Below are 14993 nucleotides of genomic sequence, written 5' to 3' on the forward strand. Positions count from 1 at the left end.
GGGGGTCGCGGGTTCGAGTCCCGTCCACTCCGCCACTACTTAGAAACCCTAGCTGGAAAGCTGGGGTTTTTTGTTATTGGCCAGGTTCGCCCTGCGGGCGAATGAGTCCCGCAGGATGGCCTGCCCGTTGTCCGCAACCCCGGCCCTCCGCCACTACTTAGAAACCCTAGCTGAAAAGCTGGGTTTTTTGCGTTTAAAGCGCCCCTATAGTGTTAGGGTTATTGCTGGAGAATAAAAGACATAAAAAAAGCGCCTCGCGGCGCTTTTAGTGGTTTAGGCCATCCCTTGGATGACCACAAATTTTTCTAGGAGCTGATCCTCAGTCTCGACATTATCGGGATCGGTGATAATGCATTTGGAGATCGGGCAAACCGACTGGCACGTCGGTTTGTCGTAATGGCCTTTACACTCGGTACATAAATCAGGCTCGATCTCAAAGATCTCGGAACCCATAGAGATAGCCCCGTTGGGACACTCGGGCTCACACATGTCGCAGTTTATGCATTTATCGGTGATGAGTAGTGCCATATTACTTACCCGATGGGTTACGCGTATCTTGGCCTGATTGTAGGTTACGCATCAGTAGCGCGTACTCTAGATCCATATCAGCGGGCACGGGAATAAACACGAAATGGCCGCTGCCTTTGGCATCGTCGATCGCTTCTGATTTGCGGTTTCCATCGCCTCTAAGGTGAAATGCACATTGCCGCGTGGCGTCATTAGCTCCATGCTGTCACCGAGCATAAATTTATTCTTCACTTCCACTTCGGCTAGATCGCCTCGACGCTTGCCAGTGAATTCGCCGACAAATTGCTGCTGCTCAGAAATCGAGTAACCATAGTCGTAGTTTTGATAGCTATCGTGGGTATGACGGCGCAAAAAGCCTTCGGTATAGCCTCGGTGTGCAAGGTTCTCGAGGGTATTCATCAGGCTCTCATCGAATGGTTTACCGGCCACGGCATCATCAATGGCTTGGCGATACACCTGTGCTGTGCGTGCGCAGTAATAGAACGACTTAGTACGGCCTTCGATTTTGAGCGAATGAACGCCCATTTGCGTAAGCCGTTCAACGTGCTGAATGGCGCGCAAGTCTTTTGAGTTCATGATGTAGGTGCCGTGCTCATCTTCGTATGCCGCCATTAACTCACCGGGACGTCCACCTTCTTCGAGCAATACTACGTCATCAACCGGCTCGCCTTTACCAAGTGTGGGAGTCACTTCTTGAACTTGTACCACCTGGCCAGCATCATCTTCTTTGCCTTGATGGACTTTGTAGTCCCAGCGGCAAGCATTGGTGCAGGTACCTTGGTTTGGATCGCGCTTATTAATATAGCCTGATAGCAAACAACGACCAGAATACGCCATACAGAGCGCACCGTGAACAAATACCTCAAGCTCCATTTCAGGGCAGTGTTGGCGGATGTCTTCGATCTCTTCCAGTGATAATTCACGCGATAAGATCACACGCTCAATGCCTTGTTGTTGCCAAAACTTAACCGTGGCCCAGTTAATCGCATTAGCTTGCACGGAAAGATGAATCGGCATATCAGGAAAATGTTCGCGGACCATCATGATAAGGCCAGGATCCGACATGATCAGCGCATCAGGACCCATATCAATGATAGGTTTAAGATCACGAATAAAGGTTTTAAGCTTTGCGTTGTGCGGCTGAATGTTGCAAACCACGTAGAATCTTTTTCCCTGCGCATGGGCTTCGTCGATCCCAATTTTTAGGTTGTCGTGGTTAAATTCATTGTTGCGCACACGCAGGCTATAGCGTGGTTGACCGGCGTAAACAGCGTCAGCCCCGTAGGCAAACGCGTAGCGCATGTTCTTTAGGCTACCGGCGGGAGAGAGTAATTCTGGCGTCAACATAATTCCAAGCTTGAGTCTGAGTGTAAGTCAGGCACCTTCACGTTGAAGGTGAGTGTGGGCGCCATTTTACTGTGACATTGCCCACACTACCAGCCGAATTTACCTAATCTTTGTAAGGGTTAATGCGGTAAAGGATTAGTCGGTTTTCAGTCCGCCTAGCGCGGTAAATATGCCATCGAGCAAGGTGTCGAGCTCACCACACATGAGTGATAAATCTGCATCAAGGCGAGCAGCGACATCTTCGCGGTCAATATCGGCGTTTTGATCGCGGATTTCCTCTGAGAATTTGATCCGCTTTAGGCTAAGGTCGTCGCCAAGAACGAAGTGAACTTGCTCTTGCCAATCCATCGATAACTTAGTGACTTGTTTGTCTGCCTCAAGGTGCGCTTGGATTTCATCACTGGTGAGATCTTGCTGCTTACATTTGATCACCCCACCTTCTTCGAGTAGCGCTTTAAGCTCGGCCTCATCACCGAGGTGGAAGCCTTGTGGGGCTTGGCCTTGCTTGACCCATTCTGTCATCGCTTGCTCGGTTGGTGTTTCCGTTTCAACCGGCACCACGGGCAAACTGCCAATCGATTTACGTAATAGGGCGAGCAGCTCTTCCCCTTTTTTAATGCTTGCCGCATCAACGAGGATCAAGCCTTTATCGGCCATAATCAGCGCACACATCTGGCTTTGGCGAGTAAACGCGCGTGGTAATAGCTCCATGACCACATCGTCTTTTAAGCTGTCTTTCTCGCGCTTTTTCAAGCGTTGACCCTGCGCTTGCTCCATGGCGTCCACTTTTTCTTCCAAGGCATCTTTAATGACCGAGGCAGGTAAGAGCTTTTCTTCTTTGCGAGCGCGGATCAGAATATTGTTACCGCTGACATGGGTGAGCATATCGCCGTGTTTACCCAACGCATGATCCCAGCCAAATTTTTGCATGTCTTGGCTGCCACACGGGGTAAAATCGAATTCTTTCAGCTGGCCTTCCAACTGAGCGGGATCGAGAGGAATATCACGGGTGAGACGATAGACGAGTAAATTCTTAAACCAAATCATGGTGAGGCTTTATCCATCCTGTTGTGAGAAAGGCAACATGGTATTGCATTCACTCTCGAATGTCGCTGCAATTAGCGTAGAATTTAACCCTACTCGCGTGTTGTGCGAGATGCACTTGCCGAACGCTCAAATAAAATGGATTACCCCAGCTGTGTTAAAAATCATTCATACCTCCGACTGGCACCTTGGTCATCAGCTTCACGGTTACGATCGTCAATATGAACATCAAGTCTTTCTCGATTGGCTCAAGCAATGTCTCATTGATGAGCAAGCCGATGCATTGTTAGTGGCCGGTGATGTGTTTGATACGGCGAATCCACCGGCAAGCGCATGGCGGATGCTGTATCGCTTTTTAGCCGACATAGCAAAAGCGTTGCCCCATTTAAATGTGGTGATCACCGGGGGAAATCATGATTCACCTAGCAAACTCGACGCCCCACATGAGCTTCTAAAAGCCTTTGATTTACACTTAATTGGTGCCATTGCCCGCGATAATGATGGGCGTTTAGACACCGAGCGCATGATGGTACCGATCACTGATAACAGTGGCGAGACGGCAGCATGGATACTCGCGGTGCCTTTTTTACGCAGTGGTGATTTGCGTACTGAAGGGTTGGGAGAAGAGGATGATCGTCTCATCGAAGGGGTTCGACAGGTTTATCAGCAAACTGAACAAGCGGCGCGCGCTAAGTGCAAAGGGATGCAAGCATTGATCGCGATGGGGCATGTATATATGGCCAGTGGTGAATTATCTGAGATGTCAGAGCGGCGTATTCTAGGTGGTAATCAGCATGCGCTGCCCGCTGATATTTTCAGTGACGATGTGGCCTATGTCGCGCTTGGGCATTTGCATTTAGCTCAGCAAGTCGCCAAACAAACACGGATTCGTTATTGCGGCTCACCGCTTCCCCTATCACTGTCAGAGCGCCATTATCGGCATCAAGTGTTGGCCGTTACATTAGAAGGTAACCAACTGCAGAGTGTGACGCCTCACATTGTCCCGCGTGCCGTGGATCTTTGGCGGGTGCCAGAAAAAGCTTCGCCACTTGACACTGTGTTAGCGAGCTTGGCAGCGTTGGCGCCGCAAGATTTGCCGCTCGCTCAGCAACCCTTACTCGATGTGCCTGTGCTGTTAGATAAACCACAGCCGATGTTACGCGAGAAGATTTTAGCCGTGCTTGAGGACAAACCTGTGCGTCTGGCAAAGATTACGCCGCATTATCGCGAGACGTCCCAAGATACGGGCTTTCGCCAGCAACACCTTTCCGACGTAGAACCGTTTCAGGTATTGCGTCATGGCTGGCAACAAAAATACCAAGGTGAGCCGGATGAGGCGTTATCGGCGACGTTTTCTCACTTATTGGAGCAATTGGAACAGGACGAGGACCAATAAATCATGAAAATTCTGGCATTGCGTGGCGAGAATTTAGCCAGTATCCAATACCCGTTTGCGTTGGACTTCTCCCAAGGCCCACTCGGTGATAGCGGTTTGTTTGCCATCACGGGGAAAACGGGCGCAGGAAAATCGACGCTTTTGGATGCGATTTGTTTGGCGCTCTACGATAAGATCCCGCGTTTTCAATCCAATAAAAAACACGATGCCGATATTGGTTTGGGCGACCCGGCAACCCGCGTTAAAGCCAATGACGTTCGGAGTATTTTGTCTCGAGGCAAAGGCGAAGGTTATGCCGAAGTCGACTTTCTTGCCCATGATGGCAGCCGCTGGCGTGCACATTGGTCGGTGCGTCGCGCGCGAGGAAAAGCAGACGGTCGGATCCAAGCCAGTGAGCACTGGTTACAAAACCTGACCACAGACCAGCGTATTGCGGGCAAAAAACAAGAAGTGCTGAGCGAGATAGAGCGTCTAGTGGGGCTCAGTTATGAGCAATTCCGCCGTGCGGTAATGTTACCGCAGGGGGATTTTGCTGCGTTTCTAAAAGCCTCGGCAGATGACAGAGCGGCGTTGCTTGAACGTATGACAGGCACCGAAATCTACAGCCGTTTGTCGCAAATGGCGCATGAGCGTGCGCGTGAAGAAAAAAACGCGCTGGATCAGCTCACCCAACAGCTTGGGGATATTAACATACTCAGTGGTGACGAAGAGCAACAACTACACCAAGCGCAACAAACGTGTCAGCAGCAGATTCAAACGCAGCAACGGCAATTAAAAAAACTGAACGATTATCGCCAGCAGCACACGCATTTGGCGCAGGCGGAACAAGGGCTCGCCGCTGCCCAAAAAGCCTTGGATGAAGCCAGTGACGCGCGAAAAGGGGTGGCGGCGCGGCGGCAAAAACTGGATGACATTGCGCGCGTGCAAGTGGCCAGAGACGATTGGCAGGCTGTGCAAACGCGTCAATGGCAGCAGCAGGCATTAACGCAGGATCTTATTCACTTGGCGCGCGAAGAACGAGCGATAGCCGACGATTATGAGGTGCAAGCCGCGCACTGGCAAGATGCTAACCGAGGGGTCACGGAAGCGGAGCAAGCTTGGGCTGATATCGAACCTAAAATACGTGAGGCGCAGCAGCTAGATACGCAGTTGGCAGGGTTAGACAGCCAAATGCATGAGCAAAATATGGCGCTGAATGCACAACAGCAAAAGTACCGACACGCCCAACAAACACTCACGCAAACGCGTGAAAAATCTCAACAACAGGCGCAGCGAGCGCGCGTATTAGAGCAGGAGATTGCGCGTTACGGGGACTTTTCGCATATTGCTGAGCATTATCAGCCAGTATTCGACAATCTTCGCCAATACTTAGACTGCCAAGACACCCTGACCGAGTTACAAGAAGAATATCAAACGCGTTACCGCCAACGTCAGCAGTGGGCACCACAACGAGAGAAAATCGACCAAGATATTGCGCAGGTCGATGATAGCAGCGTGCAATTGAAAACCAAGCGTCAGGCGGCAAACCCTAAAGCCTTGTTCGCGGCACAAGAAGCCGACCAAGCACGTTATGCTAAGCTTCAGCAGCAAAAACGGCAACAAGAGTCACTGCTCCATGAGGCGCAAAATTGGCAATATTGGCAAGAACGCTGCCAGCATAACCATGTAGAGTTTGAAAAGCATGAAGCGATTTATCGCGACAGCCAAACGCATTTAGACCGACTTAAAGAGACGCTGACCCGTGAACAGGCCCAGGTTGATGAAGCGCAACATAGCTTGCAACAAGCAATGGCTGTTGTCGAGTTAGACGATCTTCGTCAAGCGCTGAAAGAGGGCGATCCGTGTCCGTTATGTGGGGCAACTGAGCATCCTTACTTGCATCATGCACCGGCAATTGAAGGCATGATCGCGCAGCAACAGTCGCGTGTCGATGTGTTGCAAGCCTCTTATAATCAACACAACGCCGAATACTATTACTGGCAAAAACAGCATCAACACAGCCAGCATGTCTGTGCTGAACTACGTGAGCAGGGCTTAGTGTGGCAGGCTGAGCGTCAGCAGTATGAGAACGGGCTACGCGACGCAATGGTAGAACTTGGGTGGCAGTTGGCGCCTGAACACCCCCTCGATGAGACGTTGAGCGAGATAGAAGCGCACGCAAAACAAACCGACAGCGACTATCACGCTTGTTATCAGGCGATCACTGCACGTCAACACCAGTTAGCGCAAATTCAGCAAATGGATGCCGCGTTGAGTGATTTACAACACGCACGAGAACAGCTTGTTGCGCGCCGACATCAACTGGATCAGTCATTGACCGAGTGTGAGACGCGGCTGAACGCCATTGATGAACAGTGGCAGCAACAACACGAACAGCTGACGCGCGTGAGCCAAGCGCTTGATCAGCAACTCGGTGCAGGACAGTGGCTCACAAGCCTGCAACAGGTGGGCGCCGCACGTTATATTCGCCAGATGGAGCAAAAAATTCAGGGCTATCGTGCGCTGCAGGACGAAAAAACATCGCTTGCCACGCAAAAACAACAGATAGAGACCGAGCTAGCGTCATTAACCCAGCAGTGTCAGAGCCTGTCAGAGGACACGCAGGCACGGCAAGCGCAATTAGTGAATCTGGCGCAAGCGCATCAACAGCGCAGCGCGGCGCGTCAGGCGTTGATCCCCGATTCAGACTTGGCGGCGCTTGAACAGGCGTATAAATCAGCAATCGAGGCGCAAAAGACTAAGCGTGCGCAGGCTGAACAAGCCTATAGCCAAGCCAGTGAAAAGCGGGCAGGGGTACAGGCACGTCAGCAAACCTTGCGCCAACAACAGCAAGAGGCTGCGCAACAGTATCGCGCCAGTGTTCGACGTTGGGTCCAATGGCAACCGACACTAGCCATGCATCAATACGACATCCTCCAAGCTTTATCTTACTCTGAAACCTGGCGAGCCAGTGAGCGGGAAGCGATCAGTGAAGTAGAAGCGGCTTACCAAGAAGCTAACACGCGCTTAGACGAACGTCAGCAACAATTAACCCATTGCCAGCAGGCGATTGCCGCGGCGCAAGTGTGGTTTGATGAGCAGCAGCTACCGGATGATGATGCCGCGTTGACCGCCCAGCACGATGCCTGGCAACACGCGTTAGAAGACGCCGAGCAGCAGCTGTTTACCTTGCGTCACCAATTAACCGAATCAGAGAAGGCCAAACAGCAGGCCGGATCGCTGACCGAGAAAATTGACGCGCAGCGTAGCCAAACAGAACAGTGGTTAAAACTGGCCGATTTAATTGGCTCGGCCAGCGGAGCTAAATTCCGTAATCTCGCACAATCGCTGACGCTGGCGCAGCTGGTCGAGATTGCCAATGAGCATTTGGCCTCATTATCACCTCGTTATGCGTTACAAACCGTGCCCGATAGCTTACTGGCGTTGCAAGTCGTTGATCATGATATGGGCGATGAAGTACGCAGTGTTGAGTCCTTATCTGGCGGTGAAAGCTTTCTAGTCTCTTTGTCACTGGCGCTTGCGCTGGCATCATTAGCGGCGGATACACGGCAACTTGGATCCTTATTCATAGACGAGGGCTTTGGCACACTGGATCCGGAAAGCCTGGAAATGGCGTTGGCCTGTTTAGACACCTTACAAGCCGACGGGCGGCAAATTGGGGTAATTTCCCATGTAGGCACACTGGTTGAGCGCATTGGTGCGCAAGTGCGCGTCGATAGTCAAGGTGGGGGCGCTAGCCGCGTCCTGGTCACATAGCAAGGTGTTGGCTAGGTCACAGCCTGTTAACACAACGCGAAATTTGCTCGCGCCGGGTCACAAAAATGTCATAATAAATGCACATAATGGCGCCAGTTAAATGATAACACTAGGTAATTATCATGGTTAGACGGATTCTCGTTGTTGAAGACGAAGCCCCCATTCGCGAGATGCTTTGTTTTGTCTTAGAGCAAAAAGGCTATCAAACGGTTGAGGCAGAAGACTACGACTCAGCGCTGGCGCAAATATGCGAGCCTTACCCAGAAATGATCCTCATGGATTGGATGTTACCTGGTGGATCTGGACTCAACTTGATTAAACATTTGAAGCGTGAAGAGCTTACGCGTCAAATCCCAGTGGTGATGCTGACCGCTCGGGGCGAAGAAGAAGATAAAGTTCGAGGCCTTGAAGTGGGTGCCGATGATTACATCACCAAGCCTTTCTCACCGAAAGAGTTAATCGCACGACTGAAAGCGGTCATGCGGCGTGTCTCACCGACCACGTTGGAAGATGTGATTGAAGTGCAAGGTCTAAAACTCGACCCGGTTTCACACCGTGTTACAGCGAATGATGATCCCCTTGATATGGGGCCAACCGAGTTCAAACTTCTACATTTTTTTATGACTCACCAAGAGCGTGTCTATAGCCGTGAACAGCTGCTTAACAATGTTTGGGGCACCAATGTTTACGTTGAAGATAGAACGGTTGATGTGCATATTCGTCGCCTGAGAAAGGTGTTAGAGGCGGGTGGACATGCTAAGTTAGTACAAACCGTTCGTGGGGCGGGGTATCGCTTCTCAACACGTAGCTAGAACATCCCTTTAAAGGGATGAGCCGATATGGAGATATAATGGTCGAACGACTGTCTTGGAAGAAGCTAGCCTGGGAGCTGGCTTTTTTTTATTTACCTTGGCTCGTAGTAGGTGGATTGTTTGGCGGCCTACCTTGGTTATTACTCGGCGCCACTGTAGCGATGTTATTGTGGCACTTGCACCAGCAAATAAAGCTGTCTGACTGGTTATGGAAAGACAAAAGCTTAACGCCTCCATCCGGTACGGGATCGTGGGAGCCTTTATTTAATGGTATTTATCGCTTACAAAAGCGTAACCGCCGGCGTCGTAAAGAGCTTGCTAACTTAATTCGCCGTTTTCGTAACGGCGCGGAGTCTTTGCCCGATGCGGTGGTGGTATTTGAGCGCGATGGCGCCATTGTTTGGTGTAACAAACTCGCTCAGGAGCTACTTGGCTTGCGCATGCCGGATGATAACGGCCAGCATATTAGTAACTTGATCCGCGCACCGGAATTTGTCAGTTATATCGCCAATGCCAATTACGATACGGCGCTGGAAATGCGCTCTCATCTGAATAGCGCTCGCACACTCGAATTTCGGACCATGCCCTACGCGGAAGGCGAATATTTGATGGTGGTGCGTGACATCACACAGTTAAAGCAACTGGAAGGTATGCGACGTAATTTTTTCGCCAACGTTTCGCACGAGCTGCGCACACCAATGACGGTATTGCGTGGGTACTTAGAAATGACTGAAGATCCGGATATGGTTGTTGGACCCATGTGGCCAAAAGCACATGGTGTGATGACAGAGCAATTATCTCGGATGGAATCCTTGGTTGAGCAACTGCTTACGCTGTCTAAAATTGAAGCTGCAGCCAAACCCGATCTCGACCATCATGTCGATGTTCCCGCGATGCTCGATGTGCTGCAAAAAGAGGCTCAGGCATTAAGTGGTAACAGTGAGCATGTACTTACCTTTGACGTCGACACGGCGTTGAAAGTCCGCGGCAATGATGATCAGCTGCGCAGTGCGATCTCAAACCTTGTTTATAATGCGGTGAAACACACTCCCGCCCAGGCAGAGATCCAGGTGCGTTGGTATCGTTCTAAAAAAGGCCCGCGCTTAGAGGTTATCGACAGTGGTGAGGGCATTCCGCCACAACATTTAGACCGATTGACTGAGCGATTTTATCGTGTCGACAAAGCGCGATCGCGAGAAACCGGTGGCAGTGGGCTAGGGCTTGCTATAGTTAAACACGCGCTGAGCCACCATGATGCTGAACTGGATATTAAAAGCGAAGTCGGGATAGGTAGCACGTTTGCATTCACGTTGCCGGAGCGGCTCGCATGTTAAAACGCGTTATCTTGTTTGTTTGTCTCGTATGGAGTCTGAATGCGTTAAGCCAAACCCATCCTTTACCGGATTACCAACGTACCAGCGGCATATCCGGCAACTTAAGCTCTGTGGGCTCTGATACGCTCGGTAATCTTATGGCGGCGTGGACAGGCGGATTTAAGCGCTTGCATCCGGGCGTCAATGTGCAGTTGCAGACCCCTGGCTCGGCATCGGCGGCGCCCGCGCTGGTGGAGGGCACTGCGCAACTTGGGCCAATGAGCCGCGCGATGCGTGTCAGTGAGGAAAACGCCTTTCAAGCGCGGTTCGGTTACCCCCCAACCGCAGTCCCAGTTGCGATTGACGCGATGGCCGTCTATGTCCATCAAGACAATCCACTTCGTACTATCAGTTTTCAACAGCTTGACGCGCTCTTTTCCAGAACGCTGTGGTGCGGTGCGAGTGACCCTATTACAACCTGGGGGCAGCTGGGCTTAACCGGCCGCTGGCAGCATCGTGATTTACAGTTGTTTGGCCGAAATTCGGTCTCTGGCACCTATGGTTATTTTAAGCAATCAGCCCTGTGTCGCGGCGATTTTCGAGCCGATGTGAATGAGCAGCCCGGTTCGGCGTCGGTGGTACAGTCGGTGGCTTCCTCACTCCATGCTATCGGTTATGCAGGGATCGGTCATCAAGCCTCGGGCGCCCGTATGCTTGCGATTTCTCGTCATGGCGACAAAGCCGTTATCCCTAGTGACAGGGCGATTCGAGAAGGTAAGTACCCACTTACTCGACATCTCTATTTATATATCAACAAAGCGCCGCATCAACCGCTTGCGCCTTTAGATGCCGCTTTTATGCGATATATTCTCTCTAAGCAAGGACAAAAAGCCGTCAGCCAGCAAGGATATATTCCATTGCCGGCAGAAACGGTACACGCACAGCGACAGGCGCTGGGATTGGATTAGTCGTTACAGGTCAACGCCCAGTTTACGGATTGCCAGTATTGTTTTTCGGCTTCAAGATCGGCGGCTAATAAGCGGTTATCTTGGAGCCACCTTGCAGGGAAATCGAGCTGCCATGTTCCTTTTTTATCCACATTCAGTGCGATATCAGGTAGTGGCTGGTCGTTACGTTGGGAGTGCAACACACAGGCTAAGCGTAATGCGCAAATTAGGGTTTCAATCAGTTTCGGCTTAAACAAAGTAAACTTGGGCATCTCACTGAGCTTTAGCGCCTTTCGGTGAAAGCGTGCCAATGTCGCGAGCACTGTCTGCTGCTCTTGATTAAAACCCGGCAAATTGGTGTGGTGTAAAATATAGGCTGAATGTTTGTGATAACCCGGATAGCCAATGCTCAGGCCAACTTCATGGAGCAGTGCTGCCCAGTTGAGCAATCCGGCGAGCTCGGACTTTTTACTGCCTTTATCCGGTTCTGCTTGCGCATAAAAGTGGGCCGCCGTTTGCTGTACACGTCGAGCATGACTCAGATCGATATTGTAGCGAGCCGCCATGTCATCTGTGGTGCGGCCGCGGATATCCGTACGCTGAAAACGATCTTCCATCTCATAGAGTAAACCTTCACGCAGTGCCCCGTCGGAAAAGCGCAGTGACTCGATGGCTAACGCATCAAATATCCCCGACAAGATAGCCACACCCGCAGCAAACACAGGTTGCCTATCGGCTGATAAGCCTGGCAAATTGATGCTCTCACTGGTTTTAAATGTCAGTAGCGTTTCAATCAAACTATCCAGGCGTTTGCGGGTGATTATGCCATCGTCGTCACCCAAGCCGATGATGACCTCACGAATCGCTTTCACCGTTCCTGAAGCCCCTAAAGCCACTTGCCAGCCTGCTTGGCGGTATTGGCTTGCGAGACTCTCTAGTTTTTGCCGAGTGGCGAGCTGAGCGGCCGCAAATTGCTTTGAGCTAATGGCCCCTTTGGGGAAAAACCGTTCATTATAGCTCACACAGCCCATGCGTTTGCTATTAACCAGAAGGGGGTCAAAGTTATCACCAATGACTAATTCTGTGCTGCCGCCACCAATATCGATGACGAGTTTGCGGCCGATATTTTGTTGGGTGTGTGACACGCCCATGTAAATCAAACGTGCTTCTTCCTCACCCGAAATAACTTCTATTGGGTAAGGGAAAACTTGATTCGCTCGCTGGATAAACGTCTCGATATTACGAGATTGGCGTAACGTGTGGGTCGCGGCAATGCGGACGTTATCCACGTCAATACCGTTGAGGCGCTCAGCGAACATGGCTAAACATTCCACGCCTCGATCAATCGCTTCCTCGCTAAGACAATGGTGGCTGTCTAGCCCCGCAGCGAGACGAACGCGCTGTTTATGGCGGCTGACGATTTGAAGCCCTTCACCGACGACGCGTGCGACGACCATGTGGAAACTGTTGGAGCCGAGATCAACCGCAGCAATCTCGCGCGGTTTATCCTTTGACTGGGGGTGTGTCATGTTGCAACTTTTCCGCGTGTTTGAGTGCTTGGCGTTCTATGTGTTTGAGGTAATCATAGATCTCGACTTGTGAGCGGATCTTTTTCTTGTTACCGCGTTTAACATAGGCGTTAGACATGGCTTTGTCGATGACTCGTGCTTTGGCGCGATCGGCAAATTGAATTTCCAAGATCGCCATGATGCGATCTTTGAGTCTTGGATCGCGAATGGGTGCCCCCACTTCAATACGATTATCAATATTTCGGGTCATCCAATCGGCAGATGAAATATAGATATCACGTTCACCGCCATTTTCAAAGGCAAATACACGTGGATGCTCGAGAAAGCGGTCCACAATACTGATCGCCTTGATGTTTTGACTCACCCCTTTTACGCCCGGCACGAGCGAGCACATGCCGCGGACGATAATTCGAATTTTGACCCCTTCATTGCTGGCTTTGTATAAGAGATTAACTAAGCCTCTATCAACGAGGTTATTGACTTTAAGCGTAATGCCAGCTTTGCGTTTGGCGCGCGCATGTTCAATCTCGCGCTCGATCAATTTACACATTCGGCGGCGTGAGTTACGCGGCGACACAATCAGGTGGTTAAACTTTACTGGGCGATAAGGGTTCTCGATAAAGTCGAAAACTTTTCGGATCTCTGAGGTGAGTTGTTGATCGGCGGTAAAAAGCGCAAAGTCAGTATAGATTCGTGCCGTTTTTTCATGAAAGTTTCCGGTACCAATATGGCCATAATCGCGAAGTTCGCCATCTTCGCGGCGAGATATCAAGCACAGCTTGGAGTGAATTTTTAGCCCTGGCGTGCCGAATACCACTTTGACCCCTGCGTCGGTCAGTACCCGTGACCACTCGATATTGGCCTCTTCATCAAATCGTGCCTGAAGTTCAACCACCACAGTGACGCGCTTACCGTTATTGGCAGCATCAATCATTGAATTGATAATCCGCGAGTTCTTTGCCACGCGATACACGTTGATCCGAATGCTACGCACTTTAGGGTCAAACGATGCTTGTCGCACCAGTTCGGTCATATGCCGAAAGGTATGATAGGGGTAGTACAGCAGTATGTCGCGTTCACGTATGGCCCGAAACGCATTGTTTTGCAATTGAAAATCGGCACTCTCGAAAGGCGGAAGCGGTGCGTTTTCTAGATACTGGCGTCCCACATTGGGAAAGCCGATAAAATCACGAAAGTTATGATAGCGCGCCCCGGGTAGCACACTGTCATAATCAGAAATCTTTAAAACTTGGATGAGTTTGTTCACCATTTCAGGTGGCATATCACGCTGATACACAAACCGAACAGGCAGGGCGGTTAAGCGTTGGTCCAAGCTTTCTGACATATTTTCGAGCAGGCTATGTTCGACTTCGTTGGTCAAATCGTATTCGGCGTCACGCGTCATTTTCATCGCATAAGCGTCGACGGTATCGTAATCGAACAAACCACTGAAAATCTGATCAACACAGAGTCGAATAATATTGTCCAATAAGATAATGGTTTTGCGCTGCCGCTTTCCTTTAGGCTCAGGCACTTTGACGAACCGGTCCAGATCGTCGGTTGGGATCTCAATTAAGGCATATTTTGGCTCTTCACCGGCTTTTTTTAGCTCGACCGCTAAATAGGAATAAGCGTCTTTTAAAAAGCTTAAAACATCGACATCTTTATTGAGCATGATCGGTGTAATGTAAGGCAAGATATTGCTACGAAAATAGCGTTTGAGCCATTGGGCTTGATGCTCCGACAGTTGTCGTTCATTCACCAAAAAGATATTGCGGCGTGCCATTTCAAGCAAAATATCATTATATAGATGATCGAAATCTTGATTGAGCTTGACCACTTTCGCTTGAATTTTACTGAGTAACTCCTTGGCGTGACTATCCACTCCGCGCTCTTCATCAATAATGATACGGCGTTTCACATCGGCAAATCGTACTTGATAAAATTCATCAAGATTGGATGAAAAAATACCTAAAAAGCGAACCCGTTCGATAATCGGCACGCTTTTGTCCGCAGCTTCCTGCAGTACGCGCTCGTTAAAGGAGAGCCAGCTCAGTTCTTTGTCGACATGATGGGAGTCTAAAGTCATAGCGTGTGAGAAAATCCTGTTCTACTGAATAAGATGGCTGTCAGCAAGACCGCTAAAGCGTCAGACAGCCTTTCAAGGGCTTTGTACAATACGCTGATGTTGGCTGCACTTTGTAGGAACGTATCCAGTGTGTCGATACGTGAAAACAAAACGCATCATGCGTGATCCTTAAGACGATTGTTTAAACAATTATTGAGGTCGTTCAAGGTGTTGTCTATGCTTCACGGCAGTA

9 protein-coding genes and 1 pseudogene are annotated in these 14993 nt (G+C 50.3%); 5 read left to right on the plus strand and 5 right to left on the minus strand.

The window, feature by feature from the left end:
* Window positions 1-273: 273 nt before the first annotated feature.
* From HLG76_RS06350 to rdgC, 3 genes and pseudogenes are all read right to left on the minus strand, one after another.
* Window positions 274-528, minus strand: a complete 255-nt coding sequence (locus tag HLG76_RS06350) for a YfhL family 4Fe-4S dicluster ferredoxin (protein ID WP_021022889.1) — start codon at window positions 526-528, stop codon at window positions 274-276.
* A 1-nt stretch (window position 529) separates the two neighbouring features.
* A pseudogene (gene yegQ, locus HLG76_RS06355) lies at window positions 530-1875 on the minus strand (tRNA 5-hydroxyuridine modification protein YegQ).
* A gap of 135 nt (window positions 1876-2010) precedes the next feature.
* Window positions 2011-2919, minus strand: a complete 909-nt coding sequence (rdgC, locus tag HLG76_RS06360; RefSeq protein ID WP_175993358.1) for a recombination-associated protein RdgC — start codon at window positions 2917-2919, stop codon at window positions 2011-2013.
* A 40-nt stretch (window positions 2920-2959) separates the two neighbouring features.
* Between rdgC and HLG76_RS06365 the strand changes: the two genes are divergently transcribed.
* The 5 genes from HLG76_RS06365 (at window position 2960) to HLG76_RS06385 (ending at window position 11164) form a co-directional block, all read left to right on the plus strand.
* Window positions 2960-4315 carry an exonuclease SbcCD subunit D C-terminal domain-containing protein gene (locus HLG76_RS06365; protein ID WP_236719536.1) on the plus strand — a complete coding sequence of 452 codons (1356 nt, stop codon included), beginning with the start codon at window positions 2960-2962 and terminating at the stop codon, window positions 4313-4315.
* Window positions 4316-4318: 3 nt separating this feature from the next.
* Entirely contained in the window at window positions 4319-8071 is a 3753-nt protein-coding gene (locus HLG76_RS06370; protein WP_175993315.1) for an AAA family ATPase, read from the plus strand.
* Between the two features lie 122 nt (window positions 8072-8193).
* The gene (gene phoB, locus HLG76_RS06375) at window positions 8194-8883 is read left to right on the plus strand and encodes a phosphate regulon transcriptional regulator PhoB (RefSeq protein ID WP_021022894.1); all 690 of its coding nucleotides are present in this window, start codon (window positions 8194-8196) and stop codon (window positions 8881-8883) included.
* Between the two features lie 38 nt (window positions 8884-8921).
* Entirely contained in the window at window positions 8922-10217 is a 1296-nt protein-coding gene (phoR, locus tag HLG76_RS06380) for a phosphate regulon sensor histidine kinase PhoR (protein WP_021022895.1), read from the plus strand.
* Window positions 10211-11164 carry a PstS family phosphate ABC transporter substrate-binding protein gene (locus HLG76_RS06385; protein ID WP_077774412.1) on the plus strand — a complete coding sequence of 318 codons (954 nt, stop codon included), beginning with the start codon at window positions 10211-10213 and terminating at the stop codon, window positions 11162-11164. Before phoR ends, HLG76_RS06385 begins: the two co-directional genes overlap by 7 nt.
* On the opposite strand, the gene ppx is transcribed toward HLG76_RS06385, so the two are convergent.
* Window positions 11161-12672: an exopolyphosphatase gene (ppx, locus tag HLG76_RS06390; protein ID WP_175993316.1), complete on the minus strand. Its 1512-nt coding sequence runs from the start codon at window positions 12670-12672 to the stop codon at window positions 11161-11163. The genes HLG76_RS06385 and ppx overlap by 4 nt on opposite strands.
* A complete protein-coding gene (ppk1, locus tag HLG76_RS06395) occupies window positions 12647-14761 on the minus strand; it encodes a polyphosphate kinase 1 (RefSeq protein ID WP_077460253.1) in 2115 nt (704 codons plus the stop codon). The genes ppx and ppk1 overlap by 26 nt, the downstream gene beginning before the upstream one ends.
* Window positions 14762-14993: the final 232 nt, after the last annotated feature.

Origin of the sequence: Salinivibrio sp. EAGSL (assembly GCF_013366455.1) — a bacterium.
GTDB classification, from domain to species: Bacteria; Pseudomonadota; Gammaproteobacteria; order Enterobacterales; family Vibrionaceae; genus Salinivibrio; species Salinivibrio costicola.

What these genes read in the sequence shown, in the direction of transcription:
- HLG76_RS06350 (WP_021022889.1), bottom strand. Translation starts at nt 528, where the DNA reads ATGGCACTACTCATCACCGATAAATGCATAAACTGCGACATGTGTGAG.
- HLG76_RS06365 (WP_236719536.1), top strand. Translation starts at nt 2,960, where the DNA reads ATGGTATTGCATTCACTCTCGAATGTCGCTGCAATTAGCGTAGAATTT.
- HLG76_RS06370 (WP_175993315.1), top strand. Translation starts at nt 4,319, where the DNA reads ATGAAAATTCTGGCATTGCGTGGCGAGAATTTAGCCAGTATCCAATAC.
- phoB (WP_021022894.1), top strand. Translation starts at nt 8,194, where the DNA reads ATGGTTAGACGGATTCTCGTTGTTGAAGACGAAGCCCCCATTCGCGAG.
- phoR (WP_021022895.1), top strand. Translation starts at nt 8,922, where the DNA reads ATGGTCGAACGACTGTCTTGGAAGAAGCTAGCCTGGGAGCTGGCTTTT.
- HLG76_RS06385 (WP_077774412.1), top strand. Translation starts at nt 10,211, where the DNA reads ATGTTAAAACGCGTTATCTTGTTTGTTTGTCTCGTATGGAGTCTGAAT.
- ppx (WP_175993316.1), bottom strand. Translation starts at nt 12,672, where the DNA reads ATGACACACCCCCAGTCAAAGGATAAACCGCGCGAGATTGCTGCGGTT.
- ppk1 (WP_077460253.1), bottom strand. Translation starts at nt 14,761, where the DNA reads ATGACTTTAGACTCCCATCATGTCGACAAAGAACTGAGCTGGCTCTCC.